Below are 20,885 nucleotides of genomic sequence, written 5' to 3'. Positions count from 1 at the left end.
CGGGACCCGGGTCAGCCGAGTTCGCGGAGGAGGTTCGCCAGCAGGTCCGGGGCCTGGCCGGTGGTGGAATACCCTGCGGCATAACGATGTCCGCCGCCGCCGAGGGCGGTGGCGACGCGGGCGACGTCCAGGCCGGGTGAGCCGTCGGCGGCGTCGTGTGAGCGCAGGGAGACCGTCCAGCGGTCCGGGTCGGTGCGGGATTCCTTGAAGACCGCGGCGACCTGGGCCTCGGCGGTGGTGCGGACGAGATCGATGATGCTCTCGACCTCTTCGGAGCGGACGGCTTCGGTGTCCTCGCGGCGGACGACCGCGTAGACCAGGCCCGCGCCGGCGGCGGCATCCGGAATCAGCTGGGCGGAGGCCAGGACCCGGGACAGCATGGGGAGCCAGGCGAAAGGATGGGTGTCCATCAGGGTGCGGGTGATGGCCGCGCCGTCGATGCCGGTGGCCAGGAGGCGTTCGGCCAGGGTGTGTGAGCCGGGGCGCACCCATTTGAAAGAGCCGGTGTCGGTGACCAATCCGGCGTAGAGGCAGTGCGCGATATCGCGATCGATGGGTTCGCCCCACGCCTCCAGGATGCGGGCGATGACGCCCGCGGTGGATTCGGCGGCCTCGTCCACGACATTGACCTGACCGAAGCGGGTGTTGGACCGGTGGTGATCGATGACCAAAGTCGTTGCGGCGCTGTCCAATCGGTCACGCAGCGAGCCGAGCCGTCCGACACTGCCGCAGTCCACGGACACCAGGACATCGACCTCGCGCGGCACCTGGTCGGCGCGGACCAGCAATTCCGTACCGGGCAGCGACCGCATGGAGACCGGCAGTTCGGCCGGTTCGGCGAAGGAGACGACGACCGGGACCCCGCGCCGGCGCAGCACCTGCGCCAGGGCCAGCCCGCTGCCGACGGTATCGGCATCGGGCTGGATGTGGCAGAGAATCGTCACCGATTTCGCGGCCTCGAGAACCTCGACGGCAGGGGTGACATCGACGGGGGTCACGGCGTGGTCAGGCTTCGTCGTCTTCCTCGTCCTCGTCCGACTTGTACGGATCCGCCTCACCGGCGTAGTTCGCGCCGACCGCCACCTGCGCCACGCGCGCGTCGGAGGCGCGGGCCTTGGCCAGCAGCTCCTCCATCTCGCGGGCCGCGTCGGGCACGGTGTCGAGCTTGAACGCCAGCGTCGGGGTGAACTTCACCCCGGTGCCCGCGCCGACCTTGGACCGCAGAATCCCCGCGGCCTTCGACAGGCCGGCGGCGGCTTCCGCGTAATCGGGTTCGGCGTCGATGGTTTCGCCCATGACGGTGTAGTAAATGGTCGCCTCGCGCAGGTCACCGGTCACCTTGGCGTCGGTAACGGTGACGAACCGCAGTCGCGGATCCTTGATCTCGTATTCGATCGCCGTGGCGACGATGGACGAGATGCGCTTCGCGAGTCGGCGTGCTCGAGCCTGATCAGCCATGCCGAGCCCTCCTCACTTCTTCAGTCTTCGGGTCCGAAGACGCGACGGCGTACCGCCAGCAACTGTAACTCCGGACGATTGGCGACGTGCCGTTCACATTTGTCCAGCACCTCGGTCAGGTGATTCATGCCGTAGCTGACCATTGCCACACCGAGCAATGCCCGGCGATACCGGTCATGATCTCCGCCCTCGGTGACACTCACCTCGAACCGTTTCAGGTCGGCGAGGATGGGGCGGATGACAGAGCGCTTCTCTTTCAGTGAATGCACATCACCGAGCAAGATATCGAACTCGAGCGCTCCGAAGAACATCTTTTCAGTCATATGAACGCGCCCCGGGGAATGCGCGCACGGTTACCCGGAAAGGGAAGGGGGCACAACCCCGCCGGACCCGGAGGCCCGGCGGGATCGTGTACTGCTTCCTAGTCGCGCGGCTTCTCCCGCAGCTCGTAGGCCTCGATGATGTCGCCGTCCTTGATGTCGTTGAAGCCCACGGTCATACCGCACTCGTAGCCTTCGCGGACCTCGGTGACGTCGTCCTTCTCGCGACGCAGCGACTGGATGGTGGTCTCGGCGACCACCACGTTGTCGCGGATCAGGCGCGCCTTGGCGTTGCGCTTGACCGAGCCCGAGAGCACCCAGCAACCCGCGATATTGCCGAACTTGGAGGACCGGAAGATCTGGCGGATCTCCGCCCGACCCAGCTCGTGCTCCTCGTAGATCGGCTTGAGCAGACCCTTGAGGGCCTTCTCGATCTCGTCGATCGCCTGGTAGATGACCGAGTAGTAGCGAATGTCCACGCCTTCGCGGTTCGCCAGCTCGGTCGCCTTGCCCTCGGCCCGGACGTTGAACCCGATGATGATCGCGTTCGACGCCGACGCCAGGTTGACGTTGGTCTCGGTGACGCCACCGACACCGCGGTCGATGACGCGCAGCCGCACCTCGTCGCCCACATCGATACCGAGCAGCGCCTCTTCGAGGGCCTCGACGGTACCGGAGTTGTCGCCCTTGAGGATCAGGTTCAGCTCCGAGGTCTCCTTCAGAGCGGCATCCAGATCTTCCAGGGAGATCCGCTTGCGGCTGCGCGCGGCCAGGGCGTTGCGCTTGCGAGCGTTGCGGCGGTCGGCGATCTGACGCGCGATGCGGTCTTCCTCGACGACGAGCAGGTTGTCACCCGCGCCCGGCACCGAGGTGAAACCGATGACCTGGACGGGCCGCGACGGCAGCGCCGCCTCGACGTCGTCGCCGTGCTCGTCGACCATGCGGCGCACGCGACCGTAGGCGTCGCCCGCCACGATCGAGTCGCCGACGCGCAGCGTGCCGCGCTGGATGAGCACGGTCGCCACCGGGCCACGGCCGCGGTCGAGGTGGGCCTCGATGGCCACACCCTGCGCGTCCATGTTCGGGTTGGCCCGCAGGTCCAGGGCGGCGTCCGCGGTCAGGACCACGGCCTCGAGCAGCGACTCGATGTTGGTGCCCTGCTTCGCCGAGATGTCCACGAACATGGTCTCGCCACCGTATTCCTCGGCGACCAGACCGTATTCGGTCAGCTGCTGGCGAATCTTCTGCGGGTTCGCGCCTTCCTTGTCGATCTTGTTGACCGCCACCACGATCGGCACGTCCGCGGCCTGCGCGTGGTTGATGGCCTCCACCGTCTGCGGCATGACGCCGTCGTCGGCCGCGACCACGAGGATCGCGATGTCGGTGGCCTTCGCACCACGGGCACGCATGGCGGTGAACGCCTCGTGACCGGGGGTGTCGATGAAGGTGATGAGACGGTCGTCGTTGTTGACCTCGGCCAGCACCTGGTAGGCGCCGATGTGCTGGGTGATGCCGCCGGCCTCGCCCTCACGGACGTTGGCCTTACGGATGGTGTCCAGCAGTCGGGTCTTACCGTGATCGACGTGACCCATGACGGTCACGACCGGCGGACGGACCTGCAGGTCTTCCTCGTCGCCGTCGTCCTCGCCGTAGGTGAGGTCGAAGTTGGCGAGCAGCTCACGGTCCTCGTCCTCCGGAGAGACCACGTGCACGACGTAGTTCATCTCCGAACCCAGCAGTTCGAGGGTCTCCTCGTTCACCGACTGGGTAGCGGTGACCATCTCACCGAGGTTGAACAACGCCTGCACCAGCGAGGCCGGGTTGGCGCCGATCTTCTCGGCGAAGTCGGACAGCGACGCGCCACGAGCGAGGCGAACGATCTCACCGTTGCCGCGCGGCAGCCGCACGCCACCGGCGATGGGCGCCTGCTGGTTCTCGTACTCGGCGCGCTTCGCCCGCTTCGACTTGCGGCCCTTGCGGGGAGCGCCACCCGGACGTCCGAAGGCACCCGCGGCACCGCCGCGACCACCACCGGAACCGGGACGGCCACCGCCGCCACCACCACCGGGACGACCGCGGAAACCACCGGGAGCACCGCCGGTACCGGCACCGGCGCCGGCACCCTGACCGCCACCGGGAGCGCCGCCGCCGCGGTAGCCACCGCCGCCGCCACCGGGACGACCGCCACCGGCGCCGCCCGGACCACCCGGACGCGCCGGACGGCCTGCGCCACCCGGACCGGCCGGGCGCTGAGCGCGCGCGGGCATGGCACCCGGGTTGGGCCGAGGCGGCATCGAGCCGGGGCTGGGACGCGGGCCACCCGGACGGGGACCGCCCTGACCGGCCGCGGCCGGACGCTGACCACCCTGACCCGGACCGGGACGCGGACCGCCCTGACCGGGACCCGGACGCGGGCCACCCTGGCCCGGACCCGGACGAGGACCGCCCTGCGGACCGGGACGCGGACCACCCTGGGCCGGACCCGGACGGGGACCGCCCTGATGCTGACCCGGACGGGGACCGCCCTGCTGCTGGCCCGGACGGGGAGCCGGACGCGGCGCCGGACGCTCCGGAGCCGAGGAGAACGGGTTGTTACCGACCCGCGGCGCCTTCGGACCCGGCTTGGGTCCGGCCGGACGCGGGGCGCCCTGCTGAGCCGCCGGGGCGCTGCCTTGCTGCGCGGGACGCGGGGCCGGAGCACCCGGACGCGGCGCGTTCGGACGCGGGGCCTGCGGGGCCGGAGCGGACGGGGTTGCCGACGCGGAAGCCGCTGCGGGAGCAATGCTTTCGCGAGCGGCGGGCTTGGGTCCCGGGGCCGCCGGACGGGCAGCCGGAGCCTCGACCGACTCGGCGCGGGCAGCCGGAGCCACCTGCGGAGCCGGGGCCGGAGCCTGCGGCGCGGGGGCCGGAGCCTGCGGCGCGGGGGCCGGAGCCTGCGGCGTCGGGCGGGGGCCCGGACGGGGACCGGCACCGGGGGCGGCCGGCTTGGCGGCCGGACGCGGGGCGCCGTCACCACTGGGCTTGGGGGTCGCCGATTTGGCGGTCCCATTGGACGGGGCGCTCTTGGGTGCGAGCGACTCCCGCAGCCGGCGCGCGACGGGTGCTTCCACCGTCGAGCTCGCCGACTTCACGAACTCGCCCTGCTCCTTGAGCCGCGCGAGTAGTTCTTTGCTCGTGACACCGAGTTCTTTAGCCAACTCGTGCACGCGGGCCTTGCCTGCCACTGCTCTCCTCACTCAGAGGTCGAGCGCAGCAGCCCGTTTCACGACGGGACGCGCGCACGACCTCGACTAATTTCGAAGGCCGATCATTTCTGGGACTTCACGGTTTGCTCATGAGTGCTCGTGCCTGTTCTCTACGTAATGCTCCAGGGCTGAGATATCCAGATGTCCGGACACTCGTAGTGCTCTGCCGAATGCTCGGCGCCGAACTGCTTGGCTCAGACAAGCCGAAGAGGGGTGCAACCAGGCACCCCTTCCGGGAAGTCTGTGCCGCGGATCCGGAATGACCACAACGTCCTGCCCGGAGGCAGACCCTTGCGCCACGACCCGCATCAGATCGGCGGCCAGCTCGCGTCTGCGACATCCGATGCAGGTCCGGACGGGTGCCGATCTTGCTGACACCCGCTCGGCGCGCAGAGAAGCCGAAGACTCGCGCTGAGCCTGCGTCCACTCTACCGCTGTCACGTCCCGATCTCCGCATCCGTACCCCTTGGAAGTTACCAACCTGTCATCCCAGGGGTCTGTTTCACAAATCTCGGGACGGACCGGGCCGGATGGATCCGGCAAGATCAACCCCGGTGGGCCTCGCCACCGCCGGCCGCCGCCGCGGGACGCACACCACCCTGGACCTCGGGCGCCGCATCGGAACGAATGTCGATGCGCCAGCCGGTGAGCCGGGCCGCCAGGCGGGCGTTCTGGCCCTCCTTGCCGATGGCGAGGGAAAGCTGGAAGTCCGGAACCACCACCCGCGCGGCGCGGGCCTCGGGGTCCACGATGGTGACGGATACAACTTTCGACGGCGACAGCGCATTCCCGACGAAGGTGGCCGGGTCCTCCGCGTAGTCGATGATGTCGATCTTCTCGCCGGCCAGCTCGCTCATCACGTTGCGCACGCGCTGGCCCATCGGGCCGATGCAGGCGCCCTTGGCGTTGACGCCGGGGACCGTCGAACGCACGGCGATCTTGGAGCGGTGCCCGGCCTCGCGGGCCACGGCCACGATCTCCACCGAGCCGTCGGCGATCTCGGGGACCTCCAGGGCGAACAGGCGGCGCACCAGGTTGGGGTGGGTGCGCGAGAGGGTGATCTGCGGGCCGCGCGGGCCGCGGGAGACGCCGACCACGTAGCACTTGATGCGGTCACCGTGCTCGTAGGTCTCGCCCGGCACCTGCTCCGCGGGCGGGACGACGCCTTCCGCGCCATGGGCTTCCGAGCCGATGCGGACCACGACGGTGCCGCGGGCGTTCATGCGGGCGTCGCGCTGCACCACACCGCCGACGATGTCGCCCTCGTGGGTGGAGAACTCGCCGAAGGACTTCTCGTTCTCGGCGTCGCGCAGCCGCTGCAGCACGACCTGGCGGGCGGTGGTGGCGGCGATGCGGCCGAAACCTTCGGGGGTGTCGTCCCATTCGGAGATGACGTTGCCGTCGGTGTCGAGCTCGCGGGCCATCACGCGCACGACACCGGTCTTCTGGTTGATGTCGATGCGGGCGTTGGGCTGGTGACCCTCGGTGTGCCGGTAGGCGGTGAGCAAGGCGGACTCGATCGCGGAGATCACCGTCTCCATCGAGATCCCCTTGTCGGCGACAATCGCGCGCAGGGCTTCGATTTCGATGTTCATTCCACGATCCCTTCGGTCAGTGAATCGGACTCTGCTGCTTCGTTTTCGGATCCCTCCTGCGCACCGGGCTGGGGACGGCCCGGCGCTACTCCCCCTGCGAGTTCCAGTTCGGCCGCGCCGGGTGGAGCGAATTCCACCTGCACGACGGCGGATTGGATATCGGCGAGCGGCACCGTCACCCGGTGTGGCTTCCGCTTGCCGCCGAGGACCAGGGCGACGTCGGTCTCGGTGAGGACGCCGACGCGGGCCTCGAACGTGGTCTTGCCCTTCTCCTCCGGTGATTCGGCGCCGGGGCGCAGCACGATCTTCACCTTGCGACCCTGGGCGCGCCGCCAGTGGCGCGGGGAGGCGAGGGGCCGGTCGATGCCGGGGGTGGTGATCTCGAGCAGGTAGGCGGTCTCGCCGAAGTCATCGGCGTCGTCGAGGGCCTGCGAGATCTCCGAGCTGAGTTCCGCGACAGCGTCCAGGTCGGGAGAATCGTCGCTGTCGACGGTGACCTTGAGCTTGGCCTGCGCTGTACCGGCAGCCGAAATCGCGACGCCTTCGAGGTCGAATCCTCGGCGTTCGACGAGCTCAGCAACTAGCTGGCTCACCCTTTCCTCGGTCGGCATCGGCATGTGGGGCGGCTCCTGGTTCAGTTGTCACGGGTTGAGTTGTCGGTATCGATACTGGTCGGGCACGGTCGGCAGACCCGTCTCCACCCTCAGGAGGGAGGATTCGGCGAAATGCCGTGCCGAAGGTCTAGCGTAACGCGCGGAAAGAGTGTAAAGGACCAGCCAACTCGCTCGATTTCGGCATGGTCGGCGCTGTGGTGCTGACGGCGTGTCCAGCACGACGCGCCCATGACGGTTCCCCGTCGTTCCAGATCACAGCCTATCCGACGGCCCTCACGCAGCAAGCTGTCCGCGACGGCTGGCACCATGTATGCCGTGCCCAGCAGTCAGAGCGGCCTTCCGGCCGATGTCGTCGGTCTCACGGTCCCGCCGGACCGAACCGGGTCCTCCCCCACCCCCGAACCTCCCCTCCGCGCCGTGAACCGCCGCAGCGCGCTGCGGCTGGCCGGTGGCGGCGCGCTGGCGGTGGCGGCGGTGAGCGCGCTGGCCGCCTGCACCGGGAACGACACCCCCGCGGCTCCGGATCCGCTGATCGCGCAGGAGACCTCGGCCCGTACCGACGCGGCCGCCGCGACCGCCGCCATCGCGACCTCTCCCGACAAGGCCGGTGCGCTGCAGACCATCGCCACCCAGCGCACCGCCCACGCCGACGCCCTGCGCACCGAAATCGACCGCGCCATAGGCGTTTACGGCGACGGCAGTACCCCCAGCCGGCGCACCCCACCGGTCACCCCGACCGCGCCCGTCCCGCCCCCGGGCGTCGCCGTCCTGCGCACCCAGCTCCAGCAGTCCCAGCGCTCGGCGGCCGATCTGTCGGCCCAGCTCTCCGGCTACCGCGCCGGTCTCCTCTCTTCGATCAGCGCGTCGTGCGCTACCCACGCGGGGGTTCTCCTGGCATGACCACAACCGACCAGCAGGCACTCATCGATGCGTTGAGCGCCGAATACGCCGCTGTCTACGCCTACGGCGTGATCGCGGCCTACGCCAACCACGACCGCGACAAACTCGTCGCCGAGTACACGGCATCCCACCGCGCCCGCCGCGACGCCACCATCGACACGCTGAAGGCTTCCGGCGCAACGGTTCCCGAGCCCGCCGCCGCCTACACCTCCCCCATCCCGGTGAACGACCCTATCCCGGCCGCCAAGCTGGCGGTGACCGTCGAATCCGACGCGGCGGCGGCCTGGCGCGCGGTGGTCGAACGAGCCGACAACCCGGATGTCCGCCGCACCGGCATCGAGGCTCTCACCGAATGCGCTGTCCGCCTTGCCACTTGGCAGTCGATCTTGGGCACTAATCCCACAACGGTCGCGTTTCCCGGTCAGGCCTGAACCGCCATCCACAGCAATCCGCCGCGGTAAACGGCATCGAATCCTCCTCGGGACAAGACCGGCAGGGGGATCAATGAGAGGTGGCGAGCGGCGGATCGATCCTGCGGTCGGTCTCGGTAGCGTGTCGGGTATGCCGACCTCGGATGTCGATCGTCCGAACCTCCCGGATTTCATGATCTGGGAGGACCTCGAGCGGTTACCGGATGAGATCGCCGGAGAAATCGAGCTGTGGGACGGCCGGGTCGCATGGAGGCGGCGTGGCCCCGCTGACCATCAGGACTGCTCGGTGGAGTTTCGCAATGCGCTGCGTCGGTGCGCACGTGAGGAGATGTCGAAGCAGCCCGACCGCTGCTGGCGTGTTTCGGTCGAATGCAACGTCTTCCTCGGCAAAACCGGAAAGTCCGATTTCGTCACACCTGACTTTCTCGTCTACCGCTGTCTCGCGCAGCACAATCGAGATATCCGCGCGGCAGACGTGCTGATCGCCGGCGAAGTACTGTCACCGTGAACACCCCACGCGTTATCGAGGCGCAGAAGCCCGCTACGCGGGTGCGGGTATCCCCTGGTACCGGGAGGTTTCCCTGGAGCAGGACCTGAGCGGCACCGAGAGCGTTCGTGCCTGCGTTCTCGCGTTGAGTCACGGCAAAATTCCGTCCGGGGTGGCCCCGCTCCATCCCTCGAACTACATCCTGGCGGGCGAGTGGGGACCGGACACGTCGACCGAGATCCTCTCCGATCATCCTTTCCCCATCCGCATCCCTTGGGCTGAACTCGAGTTCTGACCGAGCGGTCACCAGGAATTCGCCGAAGGCGCACTTGGCGTTTGCATTGGCGATCACATGTGGGCACTCTGGCGGCATAGGGTCCGGTCGGCGCGGCTCCTTCGCATTTTTCTTGCCGTGCAACGGAATTCGGTGTGAGGTCGAGGAGATGCTGTGGCGGTCGATGCTGCGCGGGAAGAGAAGGCACTGCGGGAGGTGACGAATCGCCTGGTCGAGGACTATGGCGAGGCGCATCCGGCAGAGCGGGTCGAGGCCGTGGTGGGGGCGGTGCGCAAGCGGTTCGAGGGGCATTCGGTGCGCGAGTTCGTACCGATTCTCGTCGAGCGGATTGCGCGGCGGGAATTGGATCCGAAACGGTCCATGAATGCTGCCACGGAGGTGGATCTGACCAAGGCGGCGGTCGGCGAGCAGGGTTCGCCGGATGGGCATCCGGCGGAGACCACGAGCGTATTCGCCGCTGTCGCAGGGCGATTCGTTCCGGCTCGGCTGGTCGAGAACAAGCGGGCACTGAGCGTGGTCGCGGCGGGTGTCGTGGTGGTGCTGGCGTTCGCGGTGATCATGGCTGTGCGGCAACCGGATTCGCCGTCGGGAACCACCGCCGCGCCGGCCCTGACCACCGTGCACGGTGTGGCCGGCTCGGAGAAGTCGGCGTTCTTCGACGATCCCAAGGTGGCCGGCGCATTGGCCAAGCACGGGTTCAAGGTGGACGTGGAGCCCGCGGGGTCCCGGCAGATCGCCACCTCGGTCGATCTGGGCAAGTACGACTTCGCCTTCCCGTCCAGCTCGGCCGCCGCGGAGCTGGTTCAGCGCAAGAGCGGAGTGACCGGCAAGTACGTGCCGTTCTCCTCCCCCATGGTGATCGCCACCTTCAAGCCGATCGCCGACCTGCTGACCCAGGCCGGGATCGTGCAGCCTGGCGCGACAACGACTTTCGACGTCGAGAAGTATCTGGCGCTGGCCGAGAAGGGCATCCAGTGGAACCAGCTGGAGGGCAATTCGACCTATTCGGTGCCGAAGAACGTGCTGGTCTCCACGACCGATCCACGCACCTCCAACTCGGCGGCCATGTACCTGGCGGTGACCGCCTACGTCGCCAATGACAACACCATCGTGCGCGGTGCCAAGGCGGAAGACTTTGCGGTGTCCCGTGTTTCGCGCCTGTTCACCCGGCAGGGCTTCACCGAGTCCAGCAGCGACGGCCCCTTCAAGGACTACCTGTCCAACGGCATGGGCACCGTCCCCATGGCCTGGATCTACGAGGCCCAGTATGTCGACGCGGCCGTGCACAACCAGCTCAAGCCCGACATGGTCCTGATGTACCCCAAACCGACGGTCATGTCGCAGCACACGGTGGTTCCCCTCGACGACAAGGGCGACCAGATCGGCAAGCTCCTCACCACCGACCCCGACCTGCAGCGCCTGGCCGCCGAACACGGCTTCCGCCCCACCGACGTGACCCTGTTCACGAATACCACTGCCGCCCACCAGGTCCCGGTCGACGTGAACCTGGTCAACCAGGTCAGCCCACCCGACTACGACACCCTCGAACACCTCCTCGACGGCGTCGCCAAGTCCTACAACTGAGCCCCAGCACGACATAACCGATCCGGGCCGGACACCTTGTGGCGTCCGGCCCGGATTGCGTTCATAGCCTGACAGATTCGCGAATCGGCCGCCGATCCTGGCCGCGCCCCGGGCACCGCACGGCGAGGTCAATCGAGTCGGCCGTAGATCAGGCGCAGAATCGCCTCGGCGAGGTCGTCGATGCTGCTGGGCATGTCATCCGGGGGTGCCGCGGCCAGCTGGGAGAGCCGCCCGTCGCGCATGAGCGCGACCAGGCCCGCGAGCGTTGCCGAGTCGATCCCCTCGGGAGCGAGCCCGGCCGCGCGGTCGCGGTCGATCTTGGCCGCGAGCCCAGTGGTGAATCGTGCCTGGATGCCGGCGATGAACTCGGTCAGCGGGGGGTAGCTGCTGTCGTAGCCCTCGAGCGAGCAGACGAGGATCGCGCTGTTGTCGTGCCAGATCTCGGCCGCTCCGCTGAGCTGGGTGCGCAGGAGCTCTCGCTGCGGGCCGGTGGACGGCAGCCAGACGTGGGTTTGCGCGTAGCGGTCGCTCACGTCCTCCATGAGGCGGGCGAAGACCGCCTGCTTGGAGGGGAAGTAGAAGTAGAAGCTGGTGCGTGAGATGCCGGTCGCGTTGGTGATGTCGTCGACGGTCAGGTTGGCCATCGGCTTCTTCGTCAGCAGGTGGCGGGTCGCGTGCAGGATCTGGGCCTCGCGCTGATCACCTTTGGACATGGTGCCGCGGCGGCGGAGACCTTCGGTCGTGCCTGGGGTCCGGTTCACTCCGTGTCCGCCCTTTTGCGCCATGACCCCACCCTAGAGCGATTTACATTCCGGTAATCGACGTGGCGTCTATCATAATCGACACTGTGTCGATTCCAGCGTAGCGTGCCAGCAATGACCTCAACGCTCGAGCTCCGGCGCGCTTCGTCGCCGACCGCGATCGTGCTGACCATGGCCAGCACCGTGTTTCTGCTGGCCATGGCTCAGACGCTGCCCGTGCCCGCGCTGCCGCAGATCGGTCTGCAGCTCGGCGTCTCGGCGACGACCGTCGGATGGGTGACGACGGCGACGATGCTGGCCGCCTCGGCGCTGACGCCGCTGCTCGGGCGACTGGGCGATGTCTACGGGCACAAACCGGTCGTGCTGTCGACGCTCGTGGTCACGCTGGCCGGCAGCCTGCTCGCCGCGTCGGCGCACAGCATCGATCTGCTGATCGTCGGACGGGCCCTGCAGGGAGCCAGTTTCGGCCTGTTCCCGCTGGCGATCAGCGTGCTGCGTCACGAACTTCCCGCCGAGCGCCTGACCGGGGCGTTGGCCGTCACCGCATCGACCCTGGGCGTGGGTAGCGGTGTTGCGCTGGTGGCGACGGGTCTGCTGACACAGGGCGGTGCGGACTACCGCCGCATCTTCTGGCTGTGCGTCGTGCTGACGGCGCTGGTGCTGGTGCTGGCGTTCGTGACGCTGCCGCGCCGCCCGGGGCAGGGTGGCCGCGTCGATTATGTGGGTGCCGCGGTTCTCGGCACCGGTCTGGTCTGCCTGCTGCTGCCGATCTCGCAAGGACACGAATGGGGTTGGGGCAGCGCGCGAGTGATCGGGCTGTTCGTGGCCGCGGCGATCGTGCTGGCCGGGTTCCTGCTGCTGCAGTCCAAGCTGCGTGAGCCGCTGGTGGCGACCTCGCTGCTGGCGCGTCGGCCGGTCGCGGTGACCAACCTGGCCAGTTTCTGCGTCGGTTTCGCGATGTTCAGCGTGTTCCTGGGGGCGACCTATTTCGTGGCGACGCCGCGGGCGCTGGCGGGATTCGGTTTCGACGCCTCGGTGCTGCGCACGAGTGTGGCCTTCATGCTGCCGGGCGCCGTGGTGTCGGTGGTGATGGGTCCGCTCGCCGGGCGTCTGGTCGGGCGGATCGGCCCGCGCTTTGTTCTGCTGCTCGCCAGCGTCATCGGCCTGTGCGCTCTCACCGCCCTGGCGTTGCTCCATACGACGAGCGCGGAAGTCGTTGTCGCACTGGTCGTCGCGAATGCCGCGATCGCGATCGCCTACGCCGCCATGCCCGCCCTGCTGGTCGCCAATGTCGCACCGCACGAGACCGGAATCGCCAACTCGATCAACTCCATCATGCGCACCGTCGGCGGCGCCATCGGCAGCGCGCTGGTCGTCACGATCCTCACCAGCGACACCCTGCGCCACGCCCTGCCCAACGGTGCCGTCGTGGCCCTGCCCGCCGAAGACGCCTACCGCATCGCCTTCCTCACCGGCGCGGCCTTCTTCGCGGTGGCAGCACTACTGGCCGGATTCGGCCTCGGCCCCAGCGGCCGGCGCCTGACCCAGCACGAGGTCGACGAGGACATCGCCCTGGCGAGCGCCGGTGAGTTCGCCACGGCGTCGACCAGCCTCTGACGATCGGACCTGAGGTCCAATCCGGGCGCAACTCGGCACCGCAGGACGTTCGGTGGAGTCAGCAGCCCGAGAAGACCTCAGTCCGTTTCTCTTCCGACGCCCGAGTTGGACAGGATCGACTGTGGTGCAGTAGATCTCGACTTCGCTGAACTAAAGCGTCGTCCTGCTCGGGCTAGTGGGTAACCTGCGGTCGTGGGAATGGGACCGAACACTGATGGCTGGCTGGAGGACACGCGGGCGTCGTACGACACCGTCGCTGCCAGTTATGCAGACCTGACACGTCACCTTCTCGATGAAACACCCGAAGAGCGCGCGCTGTCCTGGCGTTCTTCGCCGACCTGGTGCAGGCCCAGGGCGGGGGACCGGTCGCGGATGTGGGATGCGGGACAGGGAGGATCACGGCTCACCTGCGTCAACTGGGCACGGACGTGTTCGGAATCGACTTGTCGCCCGGAATGATCGGGATGGCTCGGCGTGATCACCCCGACCTCCGGTTCGATCTTGGCTCAATGACGAACCTCGCTCTGGCAGACGACTCGATGGCCGGCCTGGTCGCGTGGTACTCGCTGATCCACATCCCCGACGATGAGATCGGTTCGGTCTTAGCGCATTTCCAGCGGGTGCTTCGGCCCGGCGGACCACTGCTACTCGGTTTCCACGTCGGAGACGAGTCGCAGTTGATGACCCATGGCTACGGCGGACACCAAATGAACCTCCGTGTCCATCGTCGCCAGCACAGCCAAATGCGTACGTGGCTAGAGGATGCCGGTTTCGTCGTCGAGGCATCCAGAACTCTCATCTCAGCCGAGAGCAAGCTCGGGGGGATCATTCTCGCGCGCCGCCAGGTTTGCTGATCCGACAGGTGATCACGCCGCTCTGAGCTACGGATGCAATGAGCGTCGAGGCCGCTCTCACATCTTGCCTATGCCCGCGTCGGTCGCTTGGGACCGACCGCGCTGGTCGCGGCAATACCGTGCGTTCCGCTCTTCAGGAGTCAAGGGGCTCGGCCGGCGTGTGTTCGGTGCCGCCGCACCAGATTCTGCGTATCGTTCGGGCCGCACGGATATCGGCGATCGGGTCGCCGTCGAGCAAAATGAGGTCTGCGCGCATGCCCGGTGCGATCACGCCCCGATCCGCGAGCCCGAAGTGACGTGCGGGCAGTACGGTTGCCGCGTTCAGAGCTTCTACGGTCGACAAACCTGCGCGTACAAGCAATTCCAGCTCATGATGCAAGCCGGCGCCGAACGGCGGGTGGAAGGGAAGACCCGGTGTCGCATTGGCATCGGTGCCTGCCAGCACCGCGACGCCTGCCTTCCGCAGCGCTGCCATGTTGGCCAGTGCGTCGTCGAACAGGGCGCCGACACCGTATGTATCGGCAGATCCCTCCATCATGGTCAAGGTCGGAACAACGGCATGCCGACCGATCGCCATCCGCTCGACATCGGAGGCGGGCAATCGGGCACCCAGCGGAACGTGGGTGAGGATATCGACCCCCGCATCGATGGCCATCGCGTATGCGCCGGGCGTAGTAACGTGCGCGACCACCTGTACATTTCGCTCATGTGCCGCGGCGACAACAGCTTTCGCTGTCGGTGCGTCGGGTCCGCCGTCCCCCGGCGCCTCCAGGATCAGTTTGATGTAGTCGGAGCCGTCGGCGATACGCTGCGCGACCAACGGTTCAGCTTCTTCGGGGCTGCTGATGACCGCGATGGTCGCAATTCCCGGAACCCGCGAGTGGACACCAGCCGAGCCGATAATTGGCACCCCCGCGCTATAGATGCTCGTCGTACCCGAACGTTCTCGCACAGACGCGATCAATTCCGACTGCAGCATCCCCATGTCGAGTGCCGTGGTAACACCATGTGCGGCAAGGAGGTCCAGCGTCTCGGGGCCATCGAGGTGTACATGCGCGTCGATGAACCCCGGTACGAGAACGCCACCCCCGCCGTCGACCGCCTGGGCGTCTCCGGCATCGGTACCGATCACCGAGCCGTCGATTACGACTGACGTCGGCTCGCCGATCGCACGACCGTTGAAGACACGAATGTTCTTCAGCACGAGCTTTCCACCCAGAGTCCCCCACATACCTCGCAGGCCAGAACACGTTCCAGGACAGAACAAGTTCGTACACAACCACGTACCAGCCACACACGTCGCGCTACCGCCTGGTCGCGCCGCTGCCTGGTGATGCACGCCAATCGGCAATGTGGTGCGTGGCTCAGACCAGTAGTCCCAGTTGATTTCCAACGTTGGTGCGATGGCCGGTTCGGTCAGCGCGGGTAGCGGCATAGGGCGTTTTCGTCGATCCTGCTGAAGCCCGGATGGCAGCGGCCATGCCTCGCCGGGCACCGTGCTCACCCCAATTCGACACAGTGGTCGGCTATTCGGATCTGGACCGTTCAGGTTCTGCGTGAGATGAACATGATGTATTCGCAGGGAGCGTTCGTTCGGTTGGCGAAGCCGTGGTCCGCGTCGGCCTGGAAGAACAGGGAGTCGCCTGTGTTCAGGGTCTCGCTGATCCCGCCGATCGCGACGGTGAGGGTGCCTTCGAGCACCACGAGTTGTTTCTCCGTACCCGGCGGATACGCGGGCAGCAGCCCGGTAGAGACCTGTGCGGGGAGGTAGTGGGCGACCATCTCGGCTCCTCCCGCGCCCGGGGCCGCTGACACCATGTGCCGTTCGAAGCCGGTTTCAGGGTCACGGAAAACGGGGCGATCGTTCTTGCGCAGGACTACGGCCACACCGGACGCGGCAGCAGTCGCCCCACCGATCAGGTCCGAGAGCGATGCGTCGAGCGCGTGGGCGATCCTGGACGCCACGCCGATCGTCGGGCTCTTCTCACCGCGTTCGACCTTGGACAGCATCGCCCTGCTGACCGACGACTGTATGGACAGCTGCTCCAGCGTCAGGCCCGCCTCCTCGCGACGTCGCCGCACGTTGGCGCCGAACGCGCCGGCCAGGTCGTCACCGCGCTGCGGTTCGGCCGCGTTTCCGTCTTGCTCGACCACCATGCTCCTCGATCGATGGGTACCTTGCTGTCCACAGTCTAGATTTCTCCTAAAGAAGATGTAGTCTTCTATCGAAGACACGCGATATGCGCCCAACACGACGGAGGTTCCATGCGTTTGATCTCGAGTGGCCGGCACCATGCCACGTTCGAATTCGGCGATCTGCAGGTGATCTCGTTGCGAGACGGATACATCGACATGCCGCCGACCCGGCTCCGCGACGAGGATGGGCGCGAGCTCATTGAGCTTCCGGCCGCCGTGCCGCTGGCCGGCGACAACTTGCGGCTGTCGGTCAACGCCTTCTTCGTCACCGACGGCACGCGGTCGGTTCTCATCGACACCGGCGCATCCAACGTCTGGCATGACCCCACCATGGGATTGATCTACGACGCGCTCGACGAAGCGGGAATCGACCGCGCGCAAGTCACCGACGTGGCCATCACACACAGGCACGAAGACCACGTGAGCGGCCTGATCGCGCCGGACGGTGCAGAGGCGTTCACCGAACTCGAGCGCGTGTGGATCGGCGCGGGCGACACCTCGGTGTTCACGGGGCGGCTCGAGCCGATCCGCGACCGGGTCGTACCGGTGTCGGAGAAGGTCGCGATCAACGACTGGATCACCGCGATCCCGACGCCGGGCCACACACCCGGTCACACCGTCTACGACGTCAGGAGCGGCACCGGCCACCTTCTCGTGTGGGGCGACACCGTTCACGTTCCCACACTCCAATTCGATCAGCCGAACGTGTCCTGGGAGCTCGATGGCAACCAGTCCCAGGCCCGCGCCGCACGAGCCGCCCTCCTCGAACAACTGACCCAGCCACACCACTTCGTAGCCGGCGCCCACCTCGACTCACCCGGCATCGCCCGCGTGACCCCCTCCGGCAATGGTTATGCGCTGGAATACCTCGCACCAGCGATCGGCTGACCGAGCCTGCCAGCTCCGGGGAGCGCTCGCGATGGCGGCATCGAAAACATTTGCCGCAAAGGAAATCCGGCGACCACGCTGAAGACGCCGGCGACGCCGCCAGCACCAAGCCCGCCTCAGTCACTACCGCCGCCGCGGTCCAAGGCGGGCCTACACTCCGATCGCTCATCAGCATGTGCGGATGGTTGAGATGTCATAGAACGCTACGGCACACTGAATGCCTCCGAAGCCGATGCGCTCGTGGCCGATAACGGCGCTACCTCGCGCGCTCGGCATCGCCGTGCACGAGGCACTATCACTCAACGGACGCTGAGCACGAAACTCCAGCGCTTGTCGCCGAACCCATACAGCTTCGAGGGCCTTGCTGGCCCCGTTGAGCGAAAGCGACTCGACGGCTTGGCGATTCGGCGGCAAGATCGACAATTATGAGCGATATCGCGCTGGTTACCGGCGGCAACCGCGGGATCGGCCGGGAAGTCTGCAGGCAGCTGGCCGAACTCGGGTTCACTGTGCTGCTGGGTGCGCGGTCGGAGGAAGCCGGGAAGACCGCGGCCGTAGAGGTGGGGGCGCTCCCGTTGCTGCTGGATGTCACCGACAACGCCAGTGTCGTGGCGGCGGCCCGGGAAGTGGAAGGCGTGCACGGTCGACTGGATGTCCTGATCAACAATGCCGCAATCACCTACGACACCTGGCAGCGCGCGGCGACCGCGGACCTGGCGGTCGTGCATGAGGCCGCGGAGACCAACCTCTACGGGCCCTGGCGTATGGTCCATGCCTTCTTGCCGTTGCTGCGCAAGAGTTCCCACCCCCGCATCGTGAACGTCTCCAGCGAAGCCGCCTCCCTCACCGGCATGGGCGGCGGCACCCCCGCCTACAACACAACCAAGGTGGCCCTCAACGCTCTCACCCGCATGCTGGCCGCCGAGCTGCGCTCCGACCACATCCTGGTCAACTCCGTCTGCCCGGGCTGGGTGGCCACCGATATGGGCGGCCCCGGCGGCCGTCCCGTCGCCGAGGGTGCGGCCGGAATCGTCTGGGCCGCAACCCTGCCCGGCTCCGGCCCCACCGGGGGCTTCTTCCGCGACGGCCACCCCCTGCCCTGGTGACAGGTTTTCCCCAACTGAGGAGTTTCATGAGATACCTGGTCATCGGAGGCACGGGCCGCACCGGCCGGCAAGCCGTCGACCTGCTCCGCAACCTCGGTCACGAGGTGGTCGTCGGCACCCGGCGTCCTCGGGACGAGCAGAGCATCGCGGTCGACCTGGCGAACCCGCCCGATCCCCGGATGCTGGCCGGCGTCGACGGCATCATCGTCTCGGTCGAGCCGCCCGTGGATGACGCAGCCGCCGACGCGGTGATGCACACCGGAGTCGGACAGCTCGCCGAACTGGCCGCCGCACAGAAGATCCCCATTGTTCTGATCTCCCAGATCTACATCACCCGCGCCGCCGAACATCCCGACATGGCAGGCATCATCCGCGCGCGCGGAGCCGGTGAACAGGCACTGCGGAACAGCGGCGCACCCTATGCGATCGTCCGCCCCAGCTGGCTCACGAATTCACCCGCCACCGGTGTGCATCTCGAACAGGGCGATCGCGGCGACGGTCGCGTCAGCCGCGCGACCGTCGCCCAGGCAGCCGTCGCAGCCCTGCTCCATCCCGAATCCCAAGGCAAGACTTTCGAACTGTATGACGGTCCTACCCCTGTGAACTGGGCCACGGCGTTCACCGCCCTGACCGCCGATTGACCCGAATTGGCCGCCATCCGGCACTGCGGCGCCTTCGGCCAACCCCGGATGGTAACGGCCAGTTGATTTTCCGTCCCCCGTGCTGGCCGGTTCGGTCAGCACGGTCAGACAAAATAGTGCGTTGAGAGCCGCGCCTCCGGAGGCACCCGGTCGCGGCCGTTTGGGATCACGGGCAGTGGGACGGCTGATCCTCCCGGGCCCTCACCCGGACAGTGACGACGGCGAAGACAGCGAAGTGATCATGGCTGAATCGGTCATCCGGCGCGCGGTCTGCCCGGGCTCCTTCGACCCGGTGACCAACGGCCACCTCGACATCATCGGCCGCGCCGCGACGCTGTTCGACGAGGTGATCATCGGCGTCGGCCAGAACGCCGGCAAACGCGCGCTGTTCACCGCCGAGGAGCGGATCGCCATGATCCGCAACGTCACCGGCGAATACCCGAACGTCCGCGTCGAGGCCATCGACGGGCTGCTCGTCGACTTCTGCGTGCAGCACGGCGTGCGCGCCATGGTGAAGGGCCTGCGCGCGGTGAGCGACTACGAGTACGAACTCACGATGTCGCAGATGAACCGCCGGCTGTCCACCGTGGAGACGCTGTTCGTGGCCTCCGATCCGGAGTACAGCCACCTGTCCTCGTCGCTGATCAAAGAGGTCGCGGGGCTCGGCGGCGACGTCTCCGGGCTGGTTCCCGATCATGTGCTCGCCCAGCTCACGACGCGACTGGCTGAGCGGAACGCGGCATCCGACTGACCACTTACGGGCCGCATCGGTGTCATGTGTCCGATCCCACACGCCCTGATTCACGTTGCGACCGGCCGAGTCTTGACTCGCATGAATCAAGATGATTCGATCTGAATCATCATGGTTCCAGTGAATCAACCGACAGAGGGCGCGACGGCGGCGGCGGTGACCGCCGCGAATTCCGTTGCGCGCCAGTCGCACCCGCGCCAGCAGTTGGCCGCGGAGCTGCGTCGGTTGCGGGACATGGCCGGAATCTCCGGGCGGGAGTTGGCCAAACGAGTCGGAATCAGCCAGTCGACGTTGTCTCGGATCGAAGCCGGCCACGTGGTTCCCCCACTACCGCAGGTGCTGGACTGGGCCAATGCGGTTGGGGCAGAAGCGAATTCTCAGGAGTCTTTGCGGACTCTCACCGCAGCGGCGCACTCGCCCGAGGTGCAGGACTGGGCGGCCTCACTCGCAGAGCGCCCGCATTTGCAGGACGACGTACGGGCATTCGAGGAGGACGCGCACGTGGTGCGGAACTTCCAGCCCGCACTGGTGCCGGGTCTGCTCCAGACCGCCGACTACGCCCGCCGGGTGTTCGCCACTTTCGATCCGCCGTATGCGCCCGACGCTCTGGCGGCCGCGCTCGCCGCGCGCCTGGATCGCCAGCGTGTGCTGTACGACCCCGCGAAGCGCTTCGAATTCCTGATTACCGAAGCGGCCCTGCGCTTTCGGCCCGGCCCGCATCGCGTGCTCCTCGCCCAACTGGACCGGATCATCTCGATCGAGACCCTCGATACGGTCACCATCGGGGTGATTCCGCAGGATATCGAGGCGAGTACCACGATCCCGCACGGTTTCGTCATCTACGAGAACGAGGACCACGCACTCGCCTCCGCGGAACCGATTCCGGGAAGCATGGTCACTCGCGGCCCCGAACTTGTCGACGCCCATCGCCGCCGCTGGGCTGCTTTGACTCGAATGGCTTTGTTCGACACCGATGCCCGCGTATTCCTCGCCGAACTCCGGGACGAAATCCACGGAATCGTAACCAATTGACCTGTTTCCAGCGGCCGTCGAGGGGTCGGCCGCACGTGGGGGTGGTGGGGGGGGGGGGGGGGCGGGCGGGCGCCCTCCCGTGGCACGGAGAGCGAAGAAAAAAAGGACGG

General features: G+C 67.3%; 21 protein-coding genes. 11 read left to right on the top strand and 10 right to left on the bottom strand.

Features of this window, described 5'->3' with window-relative positions; genetic code table 11:
• Positions 1-11: 11 nt before the first annotated feature.
• The 7 genes from ABZV44_RS22070 to rimP form a co-directional block, all read right to left on the bottom strand.
• Complete coding sequence (locus tag ABZV44_RS22070; RefSeq protein WP_354839178.1) at positions 12-998, bottom strand: bifunctional oligoribonuclease/PAP phosphatase NrnA; 987 nt, start codon at positions 996-998, stop codon at positions 12-14.
• Positions 999-1,005: 7 nt separating this feature from the next.
• Complete coding sequence (rbfA, locus tag ABZV44_RS22065; RefSeq protein ID WP_354839175.1) at positions 1,006-1,458, bottom strand: 30S ribosome-binding factor RbfA; 453 nt, start codon at positions 1,456-1,458, stop codon at positions 1,006-1,008.
• Positions 1,459-1,478: 20 nt separating this feature from the next.
• Positions 1,479-1,769, bottom strand: a complete 291-nt coding sequence (locus ABZV44_RS22060) for a DUF503 domain-containing protein (protein ID WP_040859602.1) — start codon at positions 1,767-1,769, stop codon at positions 1,479-1,481.
• A gap of 110 nt (positions 1,770-1,879) precedes the next feature.
• A complete protein-coding gene (gene infB / locus ABZV44_RS22055; RefSeq protein WP_354839172.1) occupies positions 1,880-5,002 on the bottom strand; it encodes a translation initiation factor IF-2 in 3,123 nt (1,040 codons plus the stop codon).
• Between the two features lie 108 nt (positions 5,003-5,110).
• Positions 5,111-5,416: a YlxR family protein gene (locus tag ABZV44_RS22050; protein WP_354839708.1), complete on the bottom strand. Its 306-nt coding sequence runs from the start codon at positions 5,414-5,416 to the stop codon at positions 5,111-5,113.
• A gap of 152 nt (positions 5,417-5,568) precedes the next feature.
• A complete protein-coding gene (gene nusA / locus ABZV44_RS22045; RefSeq protein WP_354839169.1) occupies positions 5,569-6,618 on the bottom strand; it encodes a transcription termination factor NusA in 1,050 nt (349 codons plus the stop codon).
• Positions 6,615-7,235 (bottom strand): ribosome maturation factor RimP, encoded by a 621-nt coding sequence (gene rimP, locus ABZV44_RS22040; RefSeq protein ID WP_354839166.1) that lies wholly within the window; start codon positions 7,233-7,235, stop codon positions 6,615-6,617. The genes nusA and rimP overlap by 4 nt, the downstream gene beginning before the upstream one ends.
• 312 nt (positions 7,236-7,547) lie before the next feature.
• Here rimP and ABZV44_RS22035 point away from each other — a divergent pair, with 312 nt between their 5' ends.
• The 4 genes from ABZV44_RS22035 to ABZV44_RS22020 all read left to right on the top strand — a co-directional run bounded on the left by ABZV44_RS22035 (position 7,548) and on the right by ABZV44_RS22020 (position 10,929).
• Positions 7,548-8,132, top strand: a complete 585-nt coding sequence (locus ABZV44_RS22035) for a hypothetical protein (RefSeq protein ID WP_354839163.1) — start codon at positions 7,548-7,550, stop codon at positions 8,130-8,132.
• Positions 8,129-8,563 (top strand): ferritin-like domain-containing protein, encoded by a 435-nt coding sequence (locus ABZV44_RS22030; RefSeq protein ID WP_354839160.1) that lies wholly within the window; start codon positions 8,129-8,131, stop codon positions 8,561-8,563. The genes ABZV44_RS22035 and ABZV44_RS22030 overlap by 4 nt, the downstream gene beginning before the upstream one ends.
• A gap of 130 nt (positions 8,564-8,693) precedes the next feature.
• Positions 8,694-9,071: a hypothetical protein gene (locus tag ABZV44_RS22025; protein WP_354839157.1), complete on the top strand. Its 378-nt coding sequence runs from the start codon at positions 8,694-8,696 to the stop codon at positions 9,069-9,071.
• Positions 9,072-9,498: 427 nt separating this feature from the next.
• Positions 9,499-10,929 carry a three-helix bundle dimerization domain-containing protein gene (locus tag ABZV44_RS22020; protein WP_354839154.1) on the top strand — a complete coding sequence of 477 codons (1,431 nt, stop codon included), beginning with the start codon at positions 9,499-9,501 and terminating at the stop codon, positions 10,927-10,929.
• Between the two features lie 128 nt (positions 10,930-11,057).
• On the opposite strand, the gene ABZV44_RS22015 is transcribed toward ABZV44_RS22020, so the two are convergent.
• On the bottom strand, positions 11,058-11,714 hold the full coding sequence (locus tag ABZV44_RS22015; RefSeq protein ID WP_354839151.1) for a TetR/AcrR family transcriptional regulator: 657 nt from the start codon (positions 11,712-11,714) through the stop codon (positions 11,058-11,060).
• Positions 11,715-11,804: 90 nt separating this feature from the next.
• On the opposite strand from ABZV44_RS22015, the gene ABZV44_RS22010 reads away from it, so the two are divergent.
• Positions 11,805-13,307 (top strand): MFS transporter, encoded by a 1,503-nt coding sequence (locus tag ABZV44_RS22010; protein WP_354839148.1) that lies wholly within the window; start codon positions 11,805-11,807, stop codon positions 13,305-13,307.
• Between the two features lie 341 nt (positions 13,308-13,648).
• Positions 13,649-14,161: a class I SAM-dependent methyltransferase gene (locus tag ABZV44_RS22005; protein WP_354839145.1), complete on the top strand. Its 513-nt coding sequence runs from the start codon at positions 13,649-13,651 to the stop codon at positions 14,159-14,161.
• 133 nt (positions 14,162-14,294) lie between these two features.
• Here ABZV44_RS22005 and ABZV44_RS22000 read toward each other — a convergent pair whose 3' ends face one another.
• Both ABZV44_RS22000 and ABZV44_RS21995 read right to left on the bottom strand, forming a co-directional pair.
• A complete protein-coding gene (locus ABZV44_RS22000) occupies positions 14,295-15,365 on the bottom strand; it encodes an amidohydrolase family protein (RefSeq protein ID WP_354839142.1) in 1,071 nt (356 codons plus the stop codon).
• A gap of 341 nt (positions 15,366-15,706) precedes the next feature.
• Positions 15,707-16,414, bottom strand: coding sequence for an XRE family transcriptional regulator (locus ABZV44_RS21995; RefSeq protein WP_354839139.1), 708 nt, complete (start codon positions 16,412-16,414; stop codon positions 15,707-15,709).
• 99 nt (positions 16,415-16,513) lie between these two features.
• Here ABZV44_RS21995 and ABZV44_RS21990 point away from each other — a divergent pair, with 99 nt between their 5' ends.
• The 5 genes from ABZV44_RS21990 (at position 16,514) to ABZV44_RS21970 (ending at position 20,775) form a co-directional block, all read left to right on the top strand.
• Positions 16,514-17,245 carry an MBL fold metallo-hydrolase gene (locus tag ABZV44_RS21990; protein ID WP_354839136.1) on the top strand — a complete coding sequence of 244 codons (732 nt, stop codon included), beginning with the start codon at positions 16,514-16,516 and terminating at the stop codon, positions 17,243-17,245.
• 425 nt (positions 17,246-17,670) lie between these two features.
• On the top strand, positions 17,671-18,351 hold the full coding sequence (locus ABZV44_RS21985; protein WP_354839133.1) for an SDR family oxidoreductase: 681 nt from the start codon (positions 17,671-17,673) through the stop codon (positions 18,349-18,351).
• A 26-nt stretch (positions 18,352-18,377) separates the two neighbouring features.
• Entirely contained in the window at positions 18,378-18,992 is a 615-nt protein-coding gene (locus ABZV44_RS21980) for an NAD(P)H-binding protein (protein ID WP_354839130.1), read from the top strand.
• Between the two features lie 256 nt (positions 18,993-19,248).
• On the top strand, positions 19,249-19,743 hold the full coding sequence (gene coaD / locus ABZV44_RS21975) for a pantetheine-phosphate adenylyltransferase (RefSeq protein ID WP_354839705.1): 495 nt from the start codon (positions 19,249-19,251) through the stop codon (positions 19,741-19,743).
• A gap of 120 nt (positions 19,744-19,863) precedes the next feature.
• Positions 19,864-20,775, top strand: a complete 912-nt coding sequence (locus ABZV44_RS21970) for a helix-turn-helix transcriptional regulator (protein ID WP_354839127.1) — start codon at positions 19,864-19,866, stop codon at positions 20,773-20,775.
• The last annotated feature ends 110 nt before the right edge of the window (positions 20,776-20,885 follow it).

It is taken from the genome of Nocardia sp. NPDC004860, assembly GCF_040609015.1.
Taxonomy (GTDB): domain Bacteria; phylum Actinomycetota; class Actinomycetes; order Mycobacteriales; family Mycobacteriaceae; genus Nocardia.
The sequence above is the reverse complement of the archived record's forward strand: the minus strand, read 5'-3'. Positions and strand labels throughout refer to the sequence as shown.

What these genes read in the sequence shown, in the direction of transcription:
- ABZV44_RS21980 (WP_354839130.1), top strand. Translation starts at nt 18,378, where the DNA reads ATGAGATACCTGGTCATCGGAGGCACGGGCCGCACCGGCCGGCAAGCC.
- ABZV44_RS22060 (WP_040859602.1), bottom strand. Translation starts at nt 1,769, where the DNA reads ATGTTCTTCGGAGCGCTCGAGTTCGATATCTTGCTCGGTGATGTGCAT.
- rbfA (WP_354839175.1), bottom strand. Translation starts at nt 1,458, where the DNA reads ATGGCTGATCAGGCTCGAGCACGCCGACTCGCGAAGCGCATCTCGTCC.
- ABZV44_RS21990 (WP_354839136.1), top strand. Translation starts at nt 16,514, where the DNA reads ATGCCGCCGACCCGGCTCCGCGACGAGGATGGGCGCGAGCTCATTGAG.
- nusA (WP_354839169.1), bottom strand. Translation starts at nt 6,618, where the DNA reads ATGAACATCGAAATCGAAGCCCTGCGCGCGATTGTCGCCGACAAGGGG.
- ABZV44_RS22010 (WP_354839148.1), top strand. Translation starts at nt 11,805, where the DNA reads ATGACCTCAACGCTCGAGCTCCGGCGCGCTTCGTCGCCGACCGCGATC.
- ABZV44_RS22030 (WP_354839160.1), top strand. Translation starts at nt 8,129, where the DNA reads ATGACCACAACCGACCAGCAGGCACTCATCGATGCGTTGAGCGCCGAA.
- ABZV44_RS21985 (WP_354839133.1), top strand. Translation starts at nt 17,671, where the DNA reads ATGAGCGATATCGCGCTGGTTACCGGCGGCAACCGCGGGATCGGCCGG.
- ABZV44_RS22025 (WP_354839157.1), top strand. Translation starts at nt 8,694, where the DNA reads ATGCCGACCTCGGATGTCGATCGTCCGAACCTCCCGGATTTCATGATC.
- rimP (WP_354839166.1), bottom strand. Translation starts at nt 7,235, where the DNA reads ATGCCGATGCCGACCGAGGAAAGGGTGAGCCAGCTAGTTGCTGAGCTC.
- ABZV44_RS22015 (WP_354839151.1), bottom strand. Translation starts at nt 11,714, where the DNA reads ATGGCGCAAAAGGGCGGACACGGAGTGAACCGGACCCCAGGCACGACC.